We start from the raw sequence: 16,506 nt of genomic DNA on the forward strand, positions 1-16,506 counted from the left end.
TAGGCGGGAACGAAAACGGGGCCCGTGGGCCCCGTTTTTCGTAGCGAGTGGTGGATCAGTCGATGCTGACCACCTTGGCGAGGACGATCTTCGGGCCCTTCATCTTCTTGACGATGATGCGCAGCCCTTCGGTCTCCAGCACTTCCTCTTCCTCGGGGACGCGGTTGAGGGTTTCGTAGATCAGGCCGGCGAGGGTGTCCGCCTCGACGTGGTCGAGGTCGATGCCCAGCAGGCGCTCGACCTTGAACAGCGGGGTGTCGCCGCGCACCAGCAGCTTGCCGGGCTGGTAGGCGAGGATGCCGCGTTCGGTCTTGCGGTGTTCGTCCTGGATGTCGCCGACCAGTACTTCGAGCACGTCTTCCATGGTCAGGAAGCCGACCACCTTGCCGTCGGCCTCCTCGACCAGGGCGAAGTGCGCGCCACCCTGGCGGAACTGCTCCAGCAGGCGCGACAGCGGCATGTGCTTGGTGACGCGCTCCACCGGGCGGGTCAGCTCGGCCAGGTCGAAGGACTCGGGCAGGCTGTCCAGGGCGGAGAGGGCCAGGAGCAGGTCCTTGATGTGCAGCACGCCGATGAACTCGCCGGTCTGGGCGTTGTGCACCGGGTAGCGGCTGTACTTGTGGCGGCGGATCACGCTGAGGATGTCGGCCAGCGGGGCGTCGTGCTCCAGGTAGATCAGGTCTTCACGGGAGTTGGCCCAGTCGACCACTTCCAGTTCGCCCATCTCCACGGCGGAAGCGAGCACGCGCATGTCCTGGTCGCTGGGGTCGCGGGCACGGCTGGAGTGGAGGATCAGCTTGAGCTCGTCGCGGCTGTAGTGGTGCTCGTGGTGCGGGCCGGGCTCGCCCTGACCGGCGATGCGCAGGATGGCGTTGGCGCTGGCGTTGAGCAGCCAGATGGCCGGGTACATCAGCCAGTAGAAGAGGTACAGCGGCACCGCCGTCCACAGCGACAGCAGCTCGGGTTTGCGGATGGCCCAGGACTTGGGCGCCAGCTCGCCGACCACGATGTGCAGGTAGGAAATGATGAAGAAGGCGGTGAAGAAGGAGATGCCGTGGGCCAGCTTCTCCGACTCGATGCCGAAGGCGCTGAGCAGCGGGCCGAGCAGGTGGGCGAAGGCCGGTTCGCCGACCCAGCCGAGGCCGAGGGACGCGAGGGTGATGCCCAGCTGGCAGGCCGAGAGGTAGGCGTCCAGCTGGTTGTGCACGGTGCGCAGGATGCTGCCGCGCCAGCCGTGCTTGTCGGCGATGGCTTCGACGCGGGTGGCGCGCAGCTTGACCATGGCGAACTCGGCGGCCACGAAGAAACCGTTGAGCACGACGAGGAACAGGGCGAACAGAACGAGGCCGAAGTCGGCGAAATAGGAAGAGAGTGAACTAGCGGGGACGGGTCCATTGGGGGCTTTGGTCAGCGAATGATCGGCTAAGGGTGAGGGCTGGGACCGCAGTTTGCAAGACGCCGGGCCCTGTCCGGGCCCGGTGCCGCGTTCAAGCGCGCGGCGCGACCTGGCTGGGCGGGAAATGGCAGGTGAAGGTGCTGCCGTGGTTGAGCACCGAGCTGATGTCGAGGCGGCCGCGGTGGCGGATCAGCACGTGCTTGACGATGGCCAGGCCCAGGCCGGTGCCGCCGGTGTTGCTGGCGCGGCTGGAGTCGACCCGGTAGAAGCGCTCGGTCAGGCGCGGCAGGTGTTTGCTCTCGATGCCGATGCCGGAGTCCTGCACCGCCAGGTGCGCGCCCAGTTCGTCGCCCCACCAGCGGATGCGCACGTCGCCGCCATCGGGGTGTACTTGACGGCGTTGAACACCAGGTTGGAGAAGGCGCTGCGCAACTCGGCCTCGCTGCCGCGCAGCTGATAGCTGGCGTCGGCTTCGAGGGTGATCCTGTGCTGGCGGCTGCCGGACAGGGCGACGGCATCGTTGCGGATGCTCTGCAGCAGGGTGTCGACGGCGATGGGCTGGTTGTCCGAGGGGTAGTCGGTGGCTTCCAGCTTGGCCAGCAGCAGCAGGTCGTTGAGCAGGTTCTGCATGCGCCCGGCCTGGGAGTTCATCTGCTGCAGGGCGCGGGTCCAGCGGGGGTTCACGTCCTCGACGTTGTCCAGCAGGGTTTCCAGGTAGCCGGCGATCACCGTCAGCGGGGTGCGCAGCTCGTGGGAGACGTTGGCGACGAAGTCCTTGCGCATCTGTTCCAGCTGGTGGATGCGGGTGACGTCGCGCACCAGCATCAGGTGTTCGCGGTTGCCGTACTGGGTGATGTGGAACTGCAGGCGCAGGCGGTCGTTGACCGGTGACGGCAGGTCGAGGGACTCGCGGTAGTTTTCCTGCTCGAAGTATTCCTTGAAGCGCGGGTGGCGGATCAGGTTGGTCACTGGCTGGCCGCTGTCCTGGGGCGTCTTCAGGCCCAGCAGGTTTTCCGCGGCGCGGTTCCACCAGTCGAGGTTGCCCTCGCTGTCGAGCATGACCACGGCGTCCTTGAGGGCGGCGGTGGATTCCTGCACGCGGTCGATCACCGCTTGCAGGCGGCCGCGCACGCGCTGATCACGGCGCTGCAGGTGATAGATGCTGTCGAACACTTCGCCCCAGAGGCCGTAGCCATCCGGCGGCGGCTCGTCGGGTTTGTGTTCCTTGAGCCACTTGTGCAGGCGCAGGAGCTGGCTGAGGGTCCAGCCGAGGTAGCCACCGAGGCCGACGGCCAGAGCCCAGCCGTATTCGCCGGAGAGGGCTCCGGCGATCAGGCAGACGGCTAGCAGGAGGAGCAAACGGCGGATTACGGCGCGACGCCAGTCCTGGTTCAACGGGTGCGTCCTTGTGCGGGGTCAGCCTTTGGTGGAGAAACGATAGCCGGTGCCGCGTACCGTCTGCACCAGGTTTTCGTAGGCATCGCCCAGCGCCTTGCGCAGGCGGCGGATGTGCACGTCGACGGTGCGCTCCTCGACATAGACGTTGCCGCCCCAGACCTGGTCCAGCAGCTGGCCACGGGTGTAGGCGCGCTCCTGGTGGGTCATGAAGAACTGCAGCAGGCGGTACTCGGTGGGGCCCATCTCGGCGGGCTTGCCGTCGATGGTCACGCGGTGGCTGATGGGGTCCAGCAGCAGGCCGCGGATTTCGATCGGCGCTTCGCTGTCGGTGGGGCCGGCGCGGCGCAGCACGGCCTTGAGGCGGGCCACCAGCTCGCGGGGCGAGAAGGGCTTGGTGATGTAGTCGTCGGCGCCGACTTCCAGGCCCTGGATCTTGTTGTCCTCTTCGCCCTTGGCGGTGAGCATGATGATCGGGATGTCGCCGGTCAGCTCATCGCGCTTCAGGCGCCGGGCCAGCTCGATGCCGGAGGTGCCGGGAAGCATCCAGTCGAGGAGGATCAGGTCGGGTTTGCGGTCGACGATGATGGCGTGCGCCTGCTGGGTGTTCTCCGCTTCCAGGCACTCGTAGCCGGCCATTTCCAGGGCTACCGCGATCATTTCGCGGATGGGCGCTTCGTCGTCGACTATCAGGATGTTCTTACCAACCATGTATCCGCCTCGGGTCGCTTGTTCAGCTGGTTTGCGCGCATTAGATAACGGAATTATTGCAGCTATATGACATCGGCATGTAGCGGGATGGCCTCGCCCGGGTAGCGACGGGCGGCGCGATGGCCTCGACTATGCTCAACGGGCCACCGGCGCACAGCCGGAGCCGGCCTGACGCGATGCCCTGCCAGGGCACCGGCTGCCTGCCCGCCGCACCCCGTCCCGGGCCGGTGGTTGCCGGGCCGAAGCGGACCCTTGCGAGGAGAAATGCGATGAGCAGAACTTATCCACAGGCGCTGGCCCTGCTGGCCGGGGCATTGCTGTCCTGGCCGCTGCTGGCGGCGGAGCCGGCGATGGAGAAGGATGGCGTGCTGGTGGATCACCACGGCATGACGCTGTACACCTTCGACAAGGACGCCATGGGCATGTCCCACTGCAGCGGCGAATGCGCGAAGAACTGGCCGCCGCTGATGGCCGAGGCCGGTGCCAAGGCCGAGGGCAAGTGGAGCCTGGTCAAGCGCGATGACGGCACCAGCCAGTGGGCCTATGACGGCAAGCCGCTCTACACCTTCATCATGGACAAGCAGGCCGGCGACAAGACCGGCGACGGCAAGATGCAGGTCTGGCACCTGGCCAAGCCCTGAGCCCGCCCCTGTCCCCGCGACCCGCGTTGCGCTGGCTCAGCGCAGCGCGTAGTCGGCCACCAGGCCGATGAAGATCGCCATCCCCGCCCAGTGGTTGTGCAGGAAAGCCTTGAAGCAGGCCTGCGGGTCCCGCGTGCGCGTGCTCCAGGATTCCCAGGCGAAGCAGGCGGCGGCGCCGAGCAGGCCGAGGTGGAACCACAGGCCCAGCTCGAAGCGGCTGCCGGCCAGGAGCAGGCACAGCAGCGCCAGGCCCTGGAGGGTGGCGATGATGATGCGGTCGGCGTCGCCGAAGAGGATGGCGGTGGACTTCACCCCGATCTTCAGGTCGTCCTCGCGGTCGGTCATCGCGTAGTAGGTGTCGTAGGCCACGGTCCACAGCAGGTTGGCGATGTACAGCAGCCAGGCCGCTGCCGGCAGCTCGCCGGTCTCGGCGGTGAAGGCCATGGGCATGCCCCAGGAGAAGGCCGCGCCGAGCACCACCTGGGGGTAGAAGGTGTAGCGCTTCATGAAGGGGTAGCAGGCGGCCAGGGCCAGGCCGCCGAAGGATAGCCAGATGGTGGTGGCGTTGGTCAGCAGCACCAGGCCGAAACTGAGGGCCACCAGCACGGCGAAGAACACCAGTGCCTCGCGCGGCTTGATCGCGCCGCTGGCCAGGGGCCGGGCCTTGGTGCGGTTGACGTGGCCGTCGAAGTTGCGGTCGGCGTAGTCGTTGATGACGCAGCCGGCGGCACGCATCAGCACCACGCCGACGACGAATACCAGCACGTTCTTCAGGCTCGGGCGGCCCTCACCGGCGACCCACAGCGCCCAGAGGGTGGGCCAGAGCAGCAGGTAGATGCCGATGGGCTTGTCCATGCGCGTCAGTTGGATGAAGTCCCAGGCGCGGGGGTGCAGGCGGTTGAGCGATTGCAGGAGCTTGAGGTACATCGGCGGTCTCCGCTGGGCGTGGGCGGATTATAGGGTTTCGATGCCGGCGTGCTGCCACAGGGTTGGCAGGAATATCTCGGCCACCAGCACCGCCAGCTCGCCACGGCGGAAGCAGGAGCGACGCCCCCACAAGCGTTCGGCGCGCACCTCGGCGGGCAACCAGGCAGCGGGATAGCGGGTGACCTCGATGGTGCCGCGGGCGAAGGCGCGGTCGCTGAACAGCAGCTCGCCCAGGGAGCGGCTGCCCAGCTCGCCCAGGGCCAGGCCGGAGCCTTCCAGGGCGCTGCGGGCCGCGACGCTGCGGGCGAATACCCAGGCTTCGCCGTGCCCGCGCAGGTAGACCTCGCGGACCCAGCCCTGGCTGCCGTCGGGCACGCCGAGGGCGATGCATTCGTCATTGCGCAGCACCTGCCAGCCTTCCACCAGCGGGGTGACGCTGAAGGCGTCGGCCGAGAGGGCGGTGAGGCGGCGGGTCAGCGAGCCCTGGTCGAACAGCCAGTCACGCAGGCCGGCGGGGGGCGCGGGATGCAGTTGCGTGGCGCTGAGCCAGCGGGGCGGATGGGCGAGGGCGGCGTCTGGCACGATGGTCCTGGCGGTTCGGGGCGGCGCGGGAGTCTAACACGGCGCCAGGGGCGTTTCGTGGGGCGGCGGGTTGCCGCAGGCGGGCTTCATCCCGTCGCCCGGCGTCTTGGCGCTGTGCCGCGTTTGGTATAGGTTGCGCGCCAAACCGTGAGTTCCGCCGAGGACGATAATGAAAAAGTGGCAATGCGTGGTCTGTGGTCTGATCTATGACGAATCCCAGGGCTGGCCGGATGACGGCATCGCGCCGGGCACCCGTTGGGAAGACGTGCCGGCCGACTGGCTGTGCCCCGACTGTGGCGTCGGCAAGCTGGACTTCGAGATGATCGAAATCGGCTGATCCCTCCCGGGCCCCCACGTCCTGTGGTGGGCCCCGCATCCCCTGCTTTCGGCCCGCGCGGCCGAAGACGCACCCCAGGCCCTCGCCCTGCTTGCCCACCGCGAAGCCCTCGGGTTCATCGCCGTCCATGGTGTCTCCTTTCTCACCGCCACCCGAGCCCAACCTCCGTCGGGCGGGCCGCGCCAAGCCTTGGCGAGGGGTTCGCAATTGGAGTAGGGTCTCAACGGTTTTTTCCGCCGGGCGGAGGTGCTTATGCGCAAGTGGCAATGCGTGGTTTGCGGCTTCATCTACGACGAGGCCCAGGGCCTGCCGGAAGAGGGCATCGCCCCGGGCACGCGCTGGGAAGACATCCCGCCGGACTGGGTCTGCCCCGATTGCGGCGTGGGCAAGGTCGACTTCGAGATGATCGAGATCGCCTGATCCGCGACAACCCCCGATATTCAGCGACGGCCCGTGGGCCGTCGCGTCGTTTTGCAGCTGAGGAGTGAGTGATGAGTGCACCCGTGGTGATAGTCGGGACCGGCCTGGCCGGCTACAACCTGGCCAAGGAATTCCGCAAGCTGGACGGCGAAACCCCGCTGTTGCTGATCAGCGCCGACGACGGCCGCTCCTACTCCAAGCCGATGCTGTCCACCGGCTTCGGCAAGAACAAGGACGCCGACGGCTTGGCCATGGCCGAAGCCGGTGCCATGGCCGACCAACTGAAGGCCGAGATCCGTACCCACACCCGCATCACCGGCATCGACGCGGGCCACCGTCGCCTGTGGATAGGCGAGGAGGCGGTGGAGTACCGCGACCTGGTGCTGGCCTGGGGCGCCGAGGTGATCCGCGTGCCGGTGGAAGGCGACGCCGAAGACGCGGTGTTCCCGATCAACGACCTCGAAGACTACGCCCGCTTCCGCGTGGCGGCGGCGGGCAAGAAGCGCGTGCTGATCCTCGGTGCCGGCCTGATCGGTTGCGAGTTCGCCAACGACCTGACCCTGGGTGGCTTCGAAGTGGAGCTCGTGGCCCCCTGCGAGCAGGTCATGCCCGGCCTGCTGCACCCGGCGGCCGCAGCGGCGGTACAGGCCGGCCTCGAAGGCCTGGGCACGCGCTTCCACCTGGGCCCGGTGCTGGCCAGCCTCAATCACGCCGGTGACGGCCTGGACGCGCACCTGTCCGATGGCACCCGCATCGCCTGTGATCTGGTGATCTCGGCGGTCGGCCTGCGCCCGCGCATCGCCCTGGCCGCCGCGGCCGGGCTGGATGTGAATCGCGGGGTGATGGTGGACCGCCACCTGAAGACTTCCCACGCCAACGTCTACGCCCTGGGCGATTGCGCCGAAGTGGATGGCATCAACCTGCTTTATGTGATGCCGCTGATGGCCTGTGCCCGTGCCCTGGCGCAGACCCTGGCGGGCAATGCCACGGCGGTGAGCTACGGGCCGATGCCGGTGACGGTGAAGACCCCGGCCTGCCCCCTGGTGGTATCGTTGCCGCCCCGTGGCACGGAGGGGGCCTGGAGCGTGGAGGGCTCTGGCGCCGACATCAAGGCGCTGTGCCGCGATGCCGGCGGCCGCCTGCTGGGCTACGCCCTGACCGGCGCGGCGGTGCAGGAGAAGCTGGCCCTGAACCGGGAACTGCCTCCACTGCTGGCGTGAATCGCCGTCCTTCTGTCGGATTAGCCCTCGGGTTCGCGCCCAAAACTGTCGGACAACACTGGCGCGGCCCTTTGCAGCATGCCATCCTCCCTCTGGTCTGCCGCAGCGCAGAGCTGTTGCGGCGCCTTGGGCGCTGTTCTGGATGAACAGCACGGACACAAAAACAACAAACCGTCAAAGAGGCATCTATGCGTAAACCGGAACTCGCCGCCGCCATCGCCGAAAAGGCCGATCTCACCAAGGATCAGGCCAATCGTGTACTCAACGCCGTTCTCGAAGAAATCACCAGCGCGCTGAACCGCAAGGACAGTGTGACCCTGGTCGGTTTCGGCACCTTCCTGCAGCGCCATCGCGGTGCTCGCACTGGCAAGAACCCCCAGACCGGTCAACCGGTCAAGATCAAGGCCAGCAACACCGTTGCCTTCAAGCCGGGCAAGTCCCTGAAGGACGCGGTCAACTAAGGCCATGGACGCCCGGGGCCGCCAGGCTCCGGGCGTGATCTGACAGCCCTTTCACCCATCCCAAGTCTGGCTGTAGTCCCGCTCGCAAACCGCTACAATGCGCCGCCGTTCCATTTTCAGCCGAGGCTCGTGCGCATGAAATTCCGTCTTCTCCTCTGGATGCTGGGCCGCCTGATGGCCAAGGCCAGCCGTGACAACGCCGCTTTTCAGGAGCAGCTCGCCGGCAAGGACCTGGTGTTCCAGTTGCATACCCTGGACGGCAAGGTCGCGCGGCATTTCATCGTCAAGGACCAGCGCGTGACCAGCAAGCGCGGCACCGCCGAGGCTCCGGCCTTCGCCATCGGCTTCAAGGATGGTGCCTACGGTTTCGCCACCATGAACGCCAAGAACAAGCAGCTGGCCTTCATGCAGGGCATCCAGAACAAGGACATCCAGATCCAGGGCAACCCTGCGCTGGTGATCTGGTTCCAGGGCCTGACCAAGTACCTGGTGCCGAAGAAGAAGGCCGCCGCCAAAAAGGCTGCCTGATCCGCATTCGGTCGCTGCGCTGCTGGTCGGCGCGCGGCCCTTTCGCTAGGCTGATCCGTGTGCGCCCTTCTCTGTCGAGGGCGCTCGTCCTGACGGAATCCAGTCCATGCGCGCCCTTCTCGCTCTTCCGCTGCTGCTTGGCAGCCTCGCCGCCTTTGCGGCCCCGAAACCCGATGATCTGACCAAGGCCTTCGAACTGGCCGGTGTGCGCCTGCTCTGCGAGCAGAGCGGGCCGCTGTTGCAGCGCAGCGCGCCGGAGCGCTACCTGAAGCAGCTGAACAAGGCCTTCGAGGCCGATGCCCTGTGCCGTGACCTGGCCAGCGCCATTGCGCCGAAAGTGAGTGCCGAGCAGCTCGCCCAGGTGGAGGCGGCCCTCGACAGCCCCCTGGCGCAGCGCTTCACCGCCGCCGAGCGCGATGTGGGTGAAGGCCTGGCCGCCTACCGCACCCAACTGGCCGACAAGCCGCCCCGGGCCGATCGGTTGGGGCTGGTGCGCCGGCTTGACAAGGCCGCGCGGACCACCGACCTGGCGTCCTTGCTGCGCTATGAGGTGGGCAAGACCCTGGCCATGCTGACCCTGCGCCAGCGCGGCGAGAAGATCAGCGAGAAGGCCCTGGCCGAGCAGACCGCCAAGCAGGCCGAAGGCATCCGCGCCAGCAGCGAGCAGGCGGTGGAGTCCTTCATGCTCTATGCCTACCGGCAGATGCCCAGCGACCAGGTACAGGCTTACGCGGAGCTCTACGAGCGCCCGGCGGTCAAGCAGCTGCTGGCATTGAGCCTGGAGGCCTTTCCCGGTGTCTTCGCCAAGCGCCGGGCCTTGTTGAAGTAGTGCGGGACGGGCTGCGGGGTGCAGCCATGGAACTGAACCCATGAAAAAGGGGCCGCGAGGCCCCTTTTCTACAACCGCTTCACGCCACTCAGTGGGGCGTGAACTGGGAAGCCAGTTCGCGCAGTGCGGCTTCGGCTTCCAGCACCTTGCTCACCGATTCCTCGGCTTTGTCGCGGGAGAGGCCCAGGCGCTCGAACAGCTCGTCAGGGATTTCCTCCACCGGGCCGGTGCCGATGCCACGGGAGCGCAGCAGGCTGACCGCCAGGCACACCAGATTCGGGTAGGCGGCATGGTCGCCGTCGTAGTGCGGGTCGTGCTGGAAGCGCAGGCTGGTGGCCAGTTCTTCGGGCATGTCCCAGAAGCGCATCAGCCAGCTGCCGATCTGCTCGCGGGTGATGCCCAGCAGGTGCTGCTCGACATAGCCGTGGGCCAGGTGCGGATTGACCTCCAGGTGGCGGCAGATCAGCGAGAAGTGCGGCGGGAAGACGTGGGCCAGCACCAGGTAGCCGAAGTTGTGCAGCAGGCCGCCGAGGTAGGTCAGGCCGGCTTCGGGACGCTGGGCGCGGGGAATGGCGCGGGTCAGGCCTTCGATCACTGCAGCGGTGTAGATCGCCTGGTGCCAATAGGGCGTGGCGTGCTGCGGCTGTTCGCGGGGTAGGCTGAGGGTCTTGCCCAGGGCCAGGCCGAGGGCCAGGTTGATCACCAGGTCGAAGCCCAGCACGCGGACGATGGCGTCTTCCACCGAGCGGATCTTGCCGGGGGCCGCGTAGTAGGGCGACGCGGCCCAGCTCACCACCTGTGCGGCCAGGGCCGGGTCGGTTTCGACCACGCCGGTGATGTCGTCGACGGTGGCGTTGGGATCGACCCGCAGCTTGATGATCTTCTGCGCGGTTTCCGGCAGCGGCGGAATCTCGATGGTTTCCTCGAGGCGCTGCTGGATCCGGCGGGCGGTGAAGGCCTGGACCGCCTGGGTGATTTCGGCGCGGTCGTCGTCAGGGCGATCGAGGTTGAGGCGGATGCTGCTCAGCGGCACGCCGAAACGGGCGGCGCTGGCCTTGCTGAGCAGATGACGGAAGTCTTCGGCGGCCAGTTCCAGCAACACGCCGGCGTGCCCGGACTCGATCAGCAGCAGCGGCTCCTGCAGCAGGCGCTCGTCGTACAGGCAGGGCGAGCTGGTCAGCGGCGGCAGGGCCGGCAGGGTGTTGAGGTCGTGCTTGCCGAGCATGCGCTCGAAGCGCTCCGGCTTCACGGCCACCAGCTTGCGCCCGGTCAGTTCGGCGAGGCGGTTGAGGTCCAGCAACTGGTTGCGCGGGTAGAACACCAGCAGAGTGCCGACGGCGTCTTCCAGCAGAACTGCCTGTACGCGGCGGGCCGGCTCCAGGGAGGGCTCTTCGAGGCGTATCTGGTAGGGCAGGCCCAGCTTGTCCAGCAATTGCAGGATCACCGACGGGGCTTGGGGTTCTGTATCTGGAGCGAGAGCGACTTCGGTCATGGGTAGCATCCAGCGAAAAAACGACTGCCCGGAGTATAACGAGCGGTCTGGGTGACTGATGGGTCAGGCGACCAGCGCAGTGTGCGCCGCGTCACACTTGACCGTATTGCTGGCCGTGTCGCAACCAGCGCTCCAATAACGGACTCACATGCTGCGGCCAGCGTTCCATCAAGGCTTGCGCGGCGTCGCGCACCGCCGGCAGCAGGTCGGCGTCGCGCATCAGGTCGGCAACCTTGAACTGCAGCAGCCCGGTCTGCCGGGTGCCGAGCATTTCGCCGGGGCCGCGCAGTTCCAGGTCCTTCTCGGCGATGACGAAGCCATCGCTGGTTTCACGCATGATGCCCAGGCGCTCGCGTCCGAGCTGTGACAGCGGCGGGTGGTAGAGCAGCACGCAGTGGCTGGCGGCGCTGCCCCGCCCGACACGCCCGCGCAACTGGTGCAACTGGGCGAGGCCGAGGCGCTCGGGGTTCTCGATGATCATCAGGCTGGAGTTGGGCACGTCGACGCCCACCTCGATGACGGTGGTGGCGACCAGCAGCTGCAGCTTGCCTTCCTTGAACTCGTTCATCACTGCCGCTTTTTCCGGTGCTTTCATGCGGCCGTGGATCAGCCCCACGCGCAGCTCGCCGAGGGCGGAAGACAGCTCTTCGAAGGTGGTTTCCGCCGCCTGGCAGGTGAGCTCTTCGGATTCTTCGATCAGGGTGCAGACCCAATAGGCCTGGCGGCCTTCCTGGCAGGCGGCGCGGACGCGCTCGATCACTTCGATGCGACGGTTGTCGGCTACCAGCACGGTGTTCACCGGCGTACGCCCGGGGGCAGCTCGTCGAGGATCGAGGTGTCGAGGTCGGCGTAGGCGCTCATGGCCAGCGTTCGCGGGATGGGCGTGGCGGTCATGATCAGCTGGTGCGGGCTGAGGCGGCCGTCGATGCCCTTCTTGCGCAGGGCCAGGCGCTGCTGCACGCCGAAGCGGTGCTGTTCGTCGATGATCACCAGGGCCAGGCGCTTGAACTGCACCTCGTCCTGGAACAGCGCGTGGGTGCCGACCACCATGGGGGTGCCGGCGGCGATCTGTTCCAGCGCGGCGGCGCGGGCCTTGCCCTTGAGCTTGCCGGCGAGCCAGGCGACTTCGATGCCCAGCGGCTGCAGCCACTTGCTGAAGTTGAGGAAGTGCTGCTCGGCGAGGATCTCGGTAGGCGCCATCAGGGCGACCTGGTAGCCGGCCTCCAGGGCCTGCAGGGCGGCCAGGGCCGCGACCACCGTCTTGCCGGCGCCGACGTCGCCTTGCACCAGGCGCAGCATGGGTTCGGGCTGGGCGAGGTCGTAGGCGATTTCGGCGCCGACCCGTTGCTGGGCGCCGGTGGGCGTGAAGCCGAGGTTGGCCAGGTAGCGCTGCGGCAGCTTCTTCGCAGGCGGCAGTTGTGGTGCCTGCTGGGCGCGCTGGGTTTCCCGCAGGCGCTGCAGGGAGAGCTGGTGGGTGAGCAGCTCTTCGAAGGCGAGGCGGTGCTGGGCCCAGTGCTGGCCTTCGGCGAGTTCGTCGAGGTCGGCGTCCGGCGGCGGCCGGTGCAGGTAGCGGATGGCTTCGTCCAGCGGGCCCAGGCGGTAGTCGCGGGCCAGCTCCTCCGGCAGCCAGTCCGGTAGGCTCTCTGGCCCCAGGCGCGCCAGGGCCAGCTGGCTGAGCTGGCGCAGGCGCTGCTGGGTCAGGCCTTCGGTGGTTGGGTAGATGGGCGTCAGGGTCTGCTCCACCGGGGCCGGTTCCTCGCCATTCAGCGCGCGGTACTCGGGGTGGTAGATCTCCAGGCCCGAGGCGCCGGGGCGGGCTTCGCCGTAGCAGCGCAGCTGGGTGCCGCGCTTGAGGCCTTCCTTCTGCGCATTGCTGAAGTGGTAGAAGCGCAGGCTGAGCGCGCCGGTGCCGTCGTGCAGGCGTACCAGCAGGCTGCGGCGCTTGCCCATGACCACGTCGGCGCCGGTGACGGTGCCTTCGACCACCGCGTCCTGGCCCGGGCGCAGGGCGCCGATGGGCACCACGCGGGTGCGGTCCTGGTAGCGCAGCGGGAGGTGGAAGAGGATGTCCTGAAGGTTTTCCAGGCCGACCTTGGCGAGCTTTTCCGCCAGGGCGTCACCGACGCCCTTGAGCACGGTGACGGGGACTTGCGCGAGCTCGGTCATGCCGGTTGCGGTTCGGCCTGTGCCTGCTCCGGACGTGCGACCGAGCAGAGGCGGATGGAGTCGGCCAGCACTTCGATGGCGCGCGGACGCGGGAAGCTGGCGCGCCAGGCGATGGCGACGGTGCGGAACGGCACCGGCGGCGTCAGCGGGCGGATCTCGATCACGCCGGGGGCGTAGTGGTGGCTGTCGACGGCGGAGAACGGCAGGATCGATACGCCGAGGCCGGAGGCGACCATGTGGCGGATGGTTTCCAGGGAGCTGGATTCGACCGTCGTGTGCTTGGCGCTGTCCTCGCCGCCCTTGCGCAGGGTGGGACAGGCTTCCAGCACCTGGTCGCGGAAGCAGTGGCCTTCGCCGAGCAGCAGCAGGCTCTTGTCGTTGAGCAGCTCGCTGTCGATGGTCTTCTTCGCCGTCCAGGGGTGGTTAGCCGGCAGCAGCACGTAGAAGGGTTCGTCGTAGAGCGGTTTGGTCAGTACATCGGCTTCGGCGAAAGGCAGCGCGATGATGATGGCATCCAGCTCGCCGGTGCGCAGCTTGTCGCGTAGCACGTGGGTGAAGTTTTCTTCGATGTACAGCGGCATCTGTGGGGCGACGCGGTGCAGCTGGGGAATCAGGTGCGGGAACAGGTAGGGGCCGACGGTGTAGATGGCGCCGACCTTGAGCGGTGCGGTGAGTTGGTTCTTGCCGGCCTGGGCCAGTTCGCGGATGCCCTGGGCCTGTTCGAGGACCTTTTGTGCCTGGGTGACGATGCCCTCGCCGACCGGGGTCAGGCGCACGGCGCTCTTGCTGCGCTCGAAGATCAGCACGCCCAGCTCGTCCTCGAGCTTCTTCACACCCACCGACAGGGTCGGCTGGCTGACGTGGCAGCGTTCCGCTGCACGGCCGAAGTGCTGTTCCTGGGCGAGGGTGACGATGTAGCGCAGTTCGGTGAGGGTCATAGTCTTATTCCATTGGAGTGGCCCAAGCATAGCGGCTGCTCTCAATGGAACCAACAGCAGCCGCCCCCTTTGCGGGGGCGGATTCACTCAGCGGCGACGGTCCAGCGAGTAGACGAAGGGCGCCGTCACTTCCAGCACGCCGTTGGTCAGCAGCTCCGGTGGTGGCGGCGGCAGCGGCTGGGCGCGGCGGATCATTTCCAGGGTGGCGCGATCCAGGGAGGCGCTGCCCGACTTGCCGGTGATGCTGTAGGCGGTGACCTTGCCTTCGCCATCCACGGTGAAGCGCAGGCGGTTGACGCCTTCGAAGTTCCGGCGACGGGCGTCTTCCGGGTACTTCTTGAAGCGGGCCAGGTGAGCCATCAGCTTGCTCTGCCAGGTTTCCTTGGCCTGTGAGGGCGCGCTGGCCATGCTCTGCTGCGGTGCGGCCGGCTTGTCGTCACTGGGGGCTGCGGTGGTCGGCGCGGAGACCGTTTCCTTGACCGACTCCTGCTCCTGGGGCTTCTGCTCGGGCTTGGGCTCCGGGGGCTTGGGTTTCGGCGGCTTCGGCTTGGGCTTCGGCTTGGGTGCGATGGCGATGGTCGGCTTGGGCGCCTCGGCCAGCTTGGGCAGCGGGTCCGGCTCCGGCTCGACGCGCGGGGGCGGCGGCGGAGTGGGCATCGGGGCTGGTGCGGGCAGCGGCTCCAGCTCGATCATCATCGCCGCCGGCGGCAGTTCGATGGGCTCAACGGTGGCATGCCAGAACAGCGCCCACCAGAACACCAGGGCATGGATGCCCAGTATCACGAGGAAGCTGGTGGACCACGAGAGGGTGCGTTTGACCTCGCTCATTTACTTCCCGACCGTCTCGAGTCCCACCAGGCCGATTTTCAGGTAACCGGCGCCACGCATGGCGTCCATCACTTCCATCAGCTTGCCGTAATCGACCGACTTGTCGCCGCGGACGAAGATGGTCTTGTCCTTGTCGGCGTTGGTCAGCTTGTCCAGTTCGGCGCCCAGTCTTTCCTGCGGGACCTGGATGTTGTCCAGATACAGGCTCTGGTCTTCCTTGATGCTCAGGTAGATCGGCTTGTCCGGACGGGGCGCGGGCTTGGCGGTGGAGGCCGGCAGGTCGACCTTGATGTCGACGGTGGCCAGGGGCGCTGCGACCATGAAGATGATCAGCAGCACCAGCATGACGTCGATGAATGGGGTGACGTTGATCTCGTGGGTTTCCTGGAGATCGTCACCGCCTTCGTTCAGATGCAGGCCCATTGGATCAGCTCACCTTGACCATGTGCGGGGCCTGGCTGCGATCGGCAGGCAGGTGGTCGAGGTCGCGGCTGACCAGCAGCAGGACCTGGGCGGACGCGTCGGCCACCTGGGCCTTGTAGCCGGCGATGGAGCGGGCGAAGACGTTGTAGATGACGACCGCGGGGATGGCCGCGACCAGGCCCATGGCGGTGGCCAGCAGGGCCTCGGCGATACCGGGGGCGACCACGGCGAGGTTGGTGGTCTGGGATTTTGCGATGCCGATGAAGCTGTTCATGATGCCCCACACGGTGCCGAACAGGCCGACGAAGGGCGCGGTGGAACCGATGGTGGCGAGTACGCCGGTGCCTTGGCTCATCTGACGGCCGCTGGCGGCGACCAGGCGCTCCAGGCGGAAGCTGACGCGTTCCTTGATGCCTTCCTTCTCGCGGGTATTGGCCGAAAGCTTCATTTCTTCCAGGGCGTCGTGCACCAGGACACGCGACAGGCTGCCTTCGCGGCTGGCGCTTTCGGCGGCTTCCGGCAGGTTGCGGGCGGCCTTCAGGTTGGCCAGCTCCTGGCGCAGGCGACGCTTGGCGCCCAGCAGTTCGATGCCCTTGGCGACCCAGACGGTCCAGGTGAGGATCGAGGCCAGTGCCAGGCCGATCATCACGCTCTTAACCACCATGTCGGCGTTCTGGTACATGCCCCAGGGCGACAGGTCGTGGCCCAGGCCGTTGTCGGCTTCCTCGCCAGCCAGCGCGCCGTCCAGGGCACCGCCACTCAGCGCGGCGGCCAGGTCCTGGCCGAGCTTCTCGCCTTCGGTGAGGCGGTCCATGGTGGTGGTGATTTCCTCGGGGAGGCGCCACGTTCCTGCATCTTCTGGCGGGTCGCTTCGCGGATCTGCTCCGGGGTGGCCTGCGGGCCGAGGGTTTCGATCGACTCACGCAGGGCGGTCAGGCCGACGGACTCGGGGGCGGCAACCGGTTCGCCAGCAACCGGCGCGGCGACGGGTGTTGCAGCGGGGGCCTGGGCTTCGGCAGCGGCCGGTGCCGGAGTGGTCGGCTCCTCTGCGAACGCCGCGCCAGCCGGGAGCAGCATCAGGCTGATCATCAGTGCCGCAACGGGGCGGGAAAAGCGGGAGACGATGGTGGGCTGGGCGAGGGATGCAATAGGTTTCATGGCCGGACCTGACGAGAAAATTGCGGTTTCGTCCGTATTCGATGGAGAGGTCAC

Annotated in this window: 17 protein-coding genes and 2 pseudogenes; 7 read left to right on the forward strand and 12 right to left on the reverse strand. The window is 67.3% G+C overall.

The features are described from left to right. Positions 1 to 55: 55 nt before the first annotated feature. The 3 genes and pseudogenes from PSm6_RS10680 to phoB all read right to left on the reverse strand — a co-directional run bounded on the left by PSm6_RS10680 (position 56) and on the right by phoB (position 3,502). Positions 56 to 1,411, reverse strand: a complete 1,356-nt coding sequence (locus tag PSm6_RS10680; protein WP_265170519.1) for a hemolysin family protein — start codon at positions 1,409 to 1,411, stop codon at positions 56 to 58. A gap of 76 nt (positions 1,412 to 1,487) precedes the next feature. After that, positions 1,488 to 2,791: pseudogene (gene phoR / locus PSm6_RS10685) on the reverse strand (phosphate regulon sensor histidine kinase PhoR). 21 nt (positions 2,792 to 2,812) lie between these two features. Next, the gene (phoB, locus tag PSm6_RS10690) at positions 2,813 to 3,502 is read right to left on the reverse strand and encodes a phosphate regulon transcriptional regulator PhoB (protein ID WP_021218863.1); all 690 of its coding nucleotides are present in this window, start codon (positions 3,500 to 3,502) and stop codon (positions 2,813 to 2,815) included. A 269-nt stretch (positions 3,503 to 3,771) separates the two neighbouring features. On the opposite strand from phoB, the gene PSm6_RS10695 reads away from it, so the two are divergent. Beyond that, positions 3,772 to 4,143, forward strand: coding sequence for a COG4315 family predicted lipoprotein (locus PSm6_RS10695; RefSeq protein ID WP_021218864.1), 372 nt, complete (start codon positions 3,772 to 3,774; stop codon positions 4,141 to 4,143). 36 nt (positions 4,144 to 4,179) lie between these two features. On the opposite strand, the gene ubiA is transcribed toward PSm6_RS10695, so the two are convergent. Together ubiA and PSm6_RS10705 are read right to left on the reverse strand one after the other, a co-directional pair. Next, complete coding sequence (gene ubiA / locus PSm6_RS10700) at positions 4,180 to 5,070, reverse strand: 4-hydroxybenzoate octaprenyltransferase (RefSeq protein WP_021218865.1); 891 nt, start codon at positions 5,068 to 5,070, stop codon at positions 4,180 to 4,182. 27 nt (positions 5,071 to 5,097) lie between these two features. Continuing rightward, positions 5,098 to 5,652 (reverse strand): chorismate--pyruvate lyase family protein, encoded by a 555-nt coding sequence (locus PSm6_RS10705; protein WP_043240947.1) that lies wholly within the window; start codon positions 5,650 to 5,652, stop codon positions 5,098 to 5,100. Between the two features lie 169 nt (positions 5,653 to 5,821). On the opposite strand from PSm6_RS10705, the gene PSm6_RS10710 reads away from it, so the two are divergent. The 6 genes from PSm6_RS10710 to PSm6_RS10735 all read left to right on the forward strand — a co-directional run bounded on the left by PSm6_RS10710 (position 5,822) and on the right by PSm6_RS10735 (position 9,447). Next, entirely contained in the window at positions 5,822 to 5,989 is a 168-nt protein-coding gene (locus tag PSm6_RS10710) for a rubredoxin (RefSeq protein WP_021218867.1), read from the forward strand. A 252-nt stretch (positions 5,990 to 6,241) separates the two neighbouring features. Continuing rightward, the gene (locus tag PSm6_RS10715) at positions 6,242 to 6,409 is read left to right on the forward strand and encodes a rubredoxin (RefSeq protein ID WP_043240950.1); all 168 of its coding nucleotides are present in this window, start codon (positions 6,242 to 6,244) and stop codon (positions 6,407 to 6,409) included. Between the two features lie 71 nt (positions 6,410 to 6,480). Beyond that, the gene (locus PSm6_RS10720) at positions 6,481 to 7,629 is read left to right on the forward strand and encodes an NAD(P)/FAD-dependent oxidoreductase (RefSeq protein ID WP_043240953.1); all 1,149 of its coding nucleotides are present in this window, start codon (positions 6,481 to 6,483) and stop codon (positions 7,627 to 7,629) included. A 188-nt stretch (positions 7,630 to 7,817) separates the two neighbouring features. Next, positions 7,818 to 8,090 carry an HU family DNA-binding protein gene (locus PSm6_RS10725; RefSeq protein ID WP_021218870.1) on the forward strand — a complete coding sequence of 91 codons (273 nt, stop codon included), beginning with the start codon at positions 7,818 to 7,820 and terminating at the stop codon, positions 8,088 to 8,090. Between the two features lie 135 nt (positions 8,091 to 8,225). Next, positions 8,226 to 8,618 (forward strand): hypothetical protein, encoded by a 393-nt coding sequence (locus tag PSm6_RS10730; RefSeq protein ID WP_031287521.1) that lies wholly within the window; start codon positions 8,226 to 8,228, stop codon positions 8,616 to 8,618. 106 nt (positions 8,619 to 8,724) lie between these two features. Next, a complete protein-coding gene (locus PSm6_RS10735) occupies positions 8,725 to 9,447 on the forward strand; it encodes a hypothetical protein (protein ID WP_043240956.1) in 723 nt (240 codons plus the stop codon). A gap of 88 nt (positions 9,448 to 9,535) precedes the next feature. Here the strand turns inward: PSm6_RS10735 and PSm6_RS10740 are convergent, their stop codons facing one another. The 7 genes and pseudogenes from PSm6_RS10740 to PSm6_RS10770 form a co-directional block, all read right to left on the reverse strand. Next, positions 9,536 to 10,939 carry an aminoacyl-tRNA deacylase and HDOD domain-containing protein gene (locus PSm6_RS10740; RefSeq protein ID WP_043240959.1) on the reverse strand — a complete coding sequence of 468 codons (1,404 nt, stop codon included), beginning with the start codon at positions 10,937 to 10,939 and terminating at the stop codon, positions 9,536 to 9,538. A 91-nt stretch (positions 10,940 to 11,030) separates the two neighbouring features. Further along, positions 11,031 to 13,105 (reverse strand): annotated as a pseudogene (gene recG, locus PSm6_RS10745) (ATP-dependent DNA helicase RecG). Beyond that, on the reverse strand, positions 13,102 to 14,043 hold the full coding sequence (locus PSm6_RS10750) for a hydrogen peroxide-inducible genes activator (protein WP_021218904.1): 942 nt from the start codon (positions 14,041 to 14,043) through the stop codon (positions 13,102 to 13,104). Before PSm6_RS10750 ends, recG begins: the two are co-directional and overlap by 4 nt. 87 nt (positions 14,044 to 14,130) lie before the next feature. Then, positions 14,131 to 14,871: an energy transducer TonB gene (locus tag PSm6_RS10755; RefSeq protein WP_021218905.1), complete on the reverse strand. Its 741-nt coding sequence runs from the start codon at positions 14,869 to 14,871 to the stop codon at positions 14,131 to 14,133. Next, positions 14,872 to 15,294, reverse strand: a complete 423-nt coding sequence (exbD, locus tag PSm6_RS10760; RefSeq protein ID WP_021218906.1) for a TonB system transport protein ExbD — start codon at positions 15,292 to 15,294, stop codon at positions 14,872 to 14,874. Between the two features lie 4 nt (positions 15,295 to 15,298). Then, the gene (gene exbB / locus PSm6_RS10765) at positions 15,299 to 15,976 is read right to left on the reverse strand and encodes a tonB-system energizer ExbB (RefSeq protein WP_371877125.1); all 678 of its coding nucleotides are present in this window, start codon (positions 15,974 to 15,976) and stop codon (positions 15,299 to 15,301) included. A gap of 77 nt (positions 15,977 to 16,053) precedes the next feature. Next, the gene (locus tag PSm6_RS10770) at positions 16,054 to 16,452 is read right to left on the reverse strand and encodes a hypothetical protein (RefSeq protein ID WP_265170203.1); all 399 of its coding nucleotides are present in this window, start codon (positions 16,450 to 16,452) and stop codon (positions 16,054 to 16,056) included. Positions 16,453 to 16,506: the final 54 nt, after the last annotated feature.

It is taken from the genome of Pseudomonas solani (assembly GCF_026072635.1).
GTDB classification, from domain to species: domain Bacteria; phylum Pseudomonadota; class Gammaproteobacteria; order Pseudomonadales; family Pseudomonadaceae; genus Metapseudomonas; species Metapseudomonas solani.

What these genes read in the sequence shown, in the direction of transcription:
- phoB (WP_021218863.1), bottom strand. Translation starts at nt 3,502, where the DNA reads ATGGTTGGTAAGAACATCCTGATAGTCGACGACGAAGCGCCCATCCGC.
- PSm6_RS10695 (WP_021218864.1), top strand. Translation starts at nt 3,772, where the DNA reads ATGAGCAGAACTTATCCACAGGCGCTGGCCCTGCTGGCCGGGGCATTG.
- ubiA (WP_021218865.1), bottom strand. Translation starts at nt 5,070, where the DNA reads ATGTACCTCAAGCTCCTGCAATCGCTCAACCGCCTGCACCCCCGCGCC.
- PSm6_RS10710 (WP_021218867.1), top strand. Translation starts at nt 5,822, where the DNA reads ATGAAAAAGTGGCAATGCGTGGTCTGTGGTCTGATCTATGACGAATCC.
- PSm6_RS10715 (WP_043240950.1), top strand. Translation starts at nt 6,242, where the DNA reads ATGCGCAAGTGGCAATGCGTGGTTTGCGGCTTCATCTACGACGAGGCC.
- PSm6_RS10720 (WP_043240953.1), top strand. Translation starts at nt 6,481, where the DNA reads ATGAGTGCACCCGTGGTGATAGTCGGGACCGGCCTGGCCGGCTACAAC.
- PSm6_RS10725 (WP_021218870.1), top strand. Translation starts at nt 7,818, where the DNA reads ATGCGTAAACCGGAACTCGCCGCCGCCATCGCCGAAAAGGCCGATCTC.
- PSm6_RS10730 (WP_031287521.1), top strand. Translation starts at nt 8,226, where the DNA reads ATGAAATTCCGTCTTCTCCTCTGGATGCTGGGCCGCCTGATGGCCAAG.
- PSm6_RS10735 (WP_043240956.1), top strand. Translation starts at nt 8,725, where the DNA reads ATGCGCGCCCTTCTCGCTCTTCCGCTGCTGCTTGGCAGCCTCGCCGCC.
- PSm6_RS10740 (WP_043240959.1), bottom strand. Translation starts at nt 10,939, where the DNA reads ATGACCGAAGTCGCTCTCGCTCCAGATACAGAACCCCAAGCCCCGTCG.
- PSm6_RS10750 (WP_021218904.1), bottom strand. Translation starts at nt 14,043, where the DNA reads ATGACCCTCACCGAACTGCGCTACATCGTCACCCTCGCCCAGGAACAG.
- PSm6_RS10755 (WP_021218905.1), bottom strand. Translation starts at nt 14,871, where the DNA reads ATGAGCGAGGTCAAACGCACCCTCTCGTGGTCCACCAGCTTCCTCGTG.
- exbD (WP_021218906.1), bottom strand. Translation starts at nt 15,294, where the DNA reads ATGGGCCTGCATCTGAACGAAGGCGGTGACGATCTCCAGGAAACCCAC.
- exbB (WP_371877125.1), bottom strand. Translation starts at nt 15,976, where the DNA reads ATGTACCAGAACGCCGACATGGTGGTTAAGAGCGTGATGATCGGCCTG.
- PSm6_RS10770 (WP_265170203.1), bottom strand. Translation starts at nt 16,452, where the DNA reads ATGAAACCTATTGCATCCCTCGCCCAGCCCACCATCGTCTCCCGCTTT.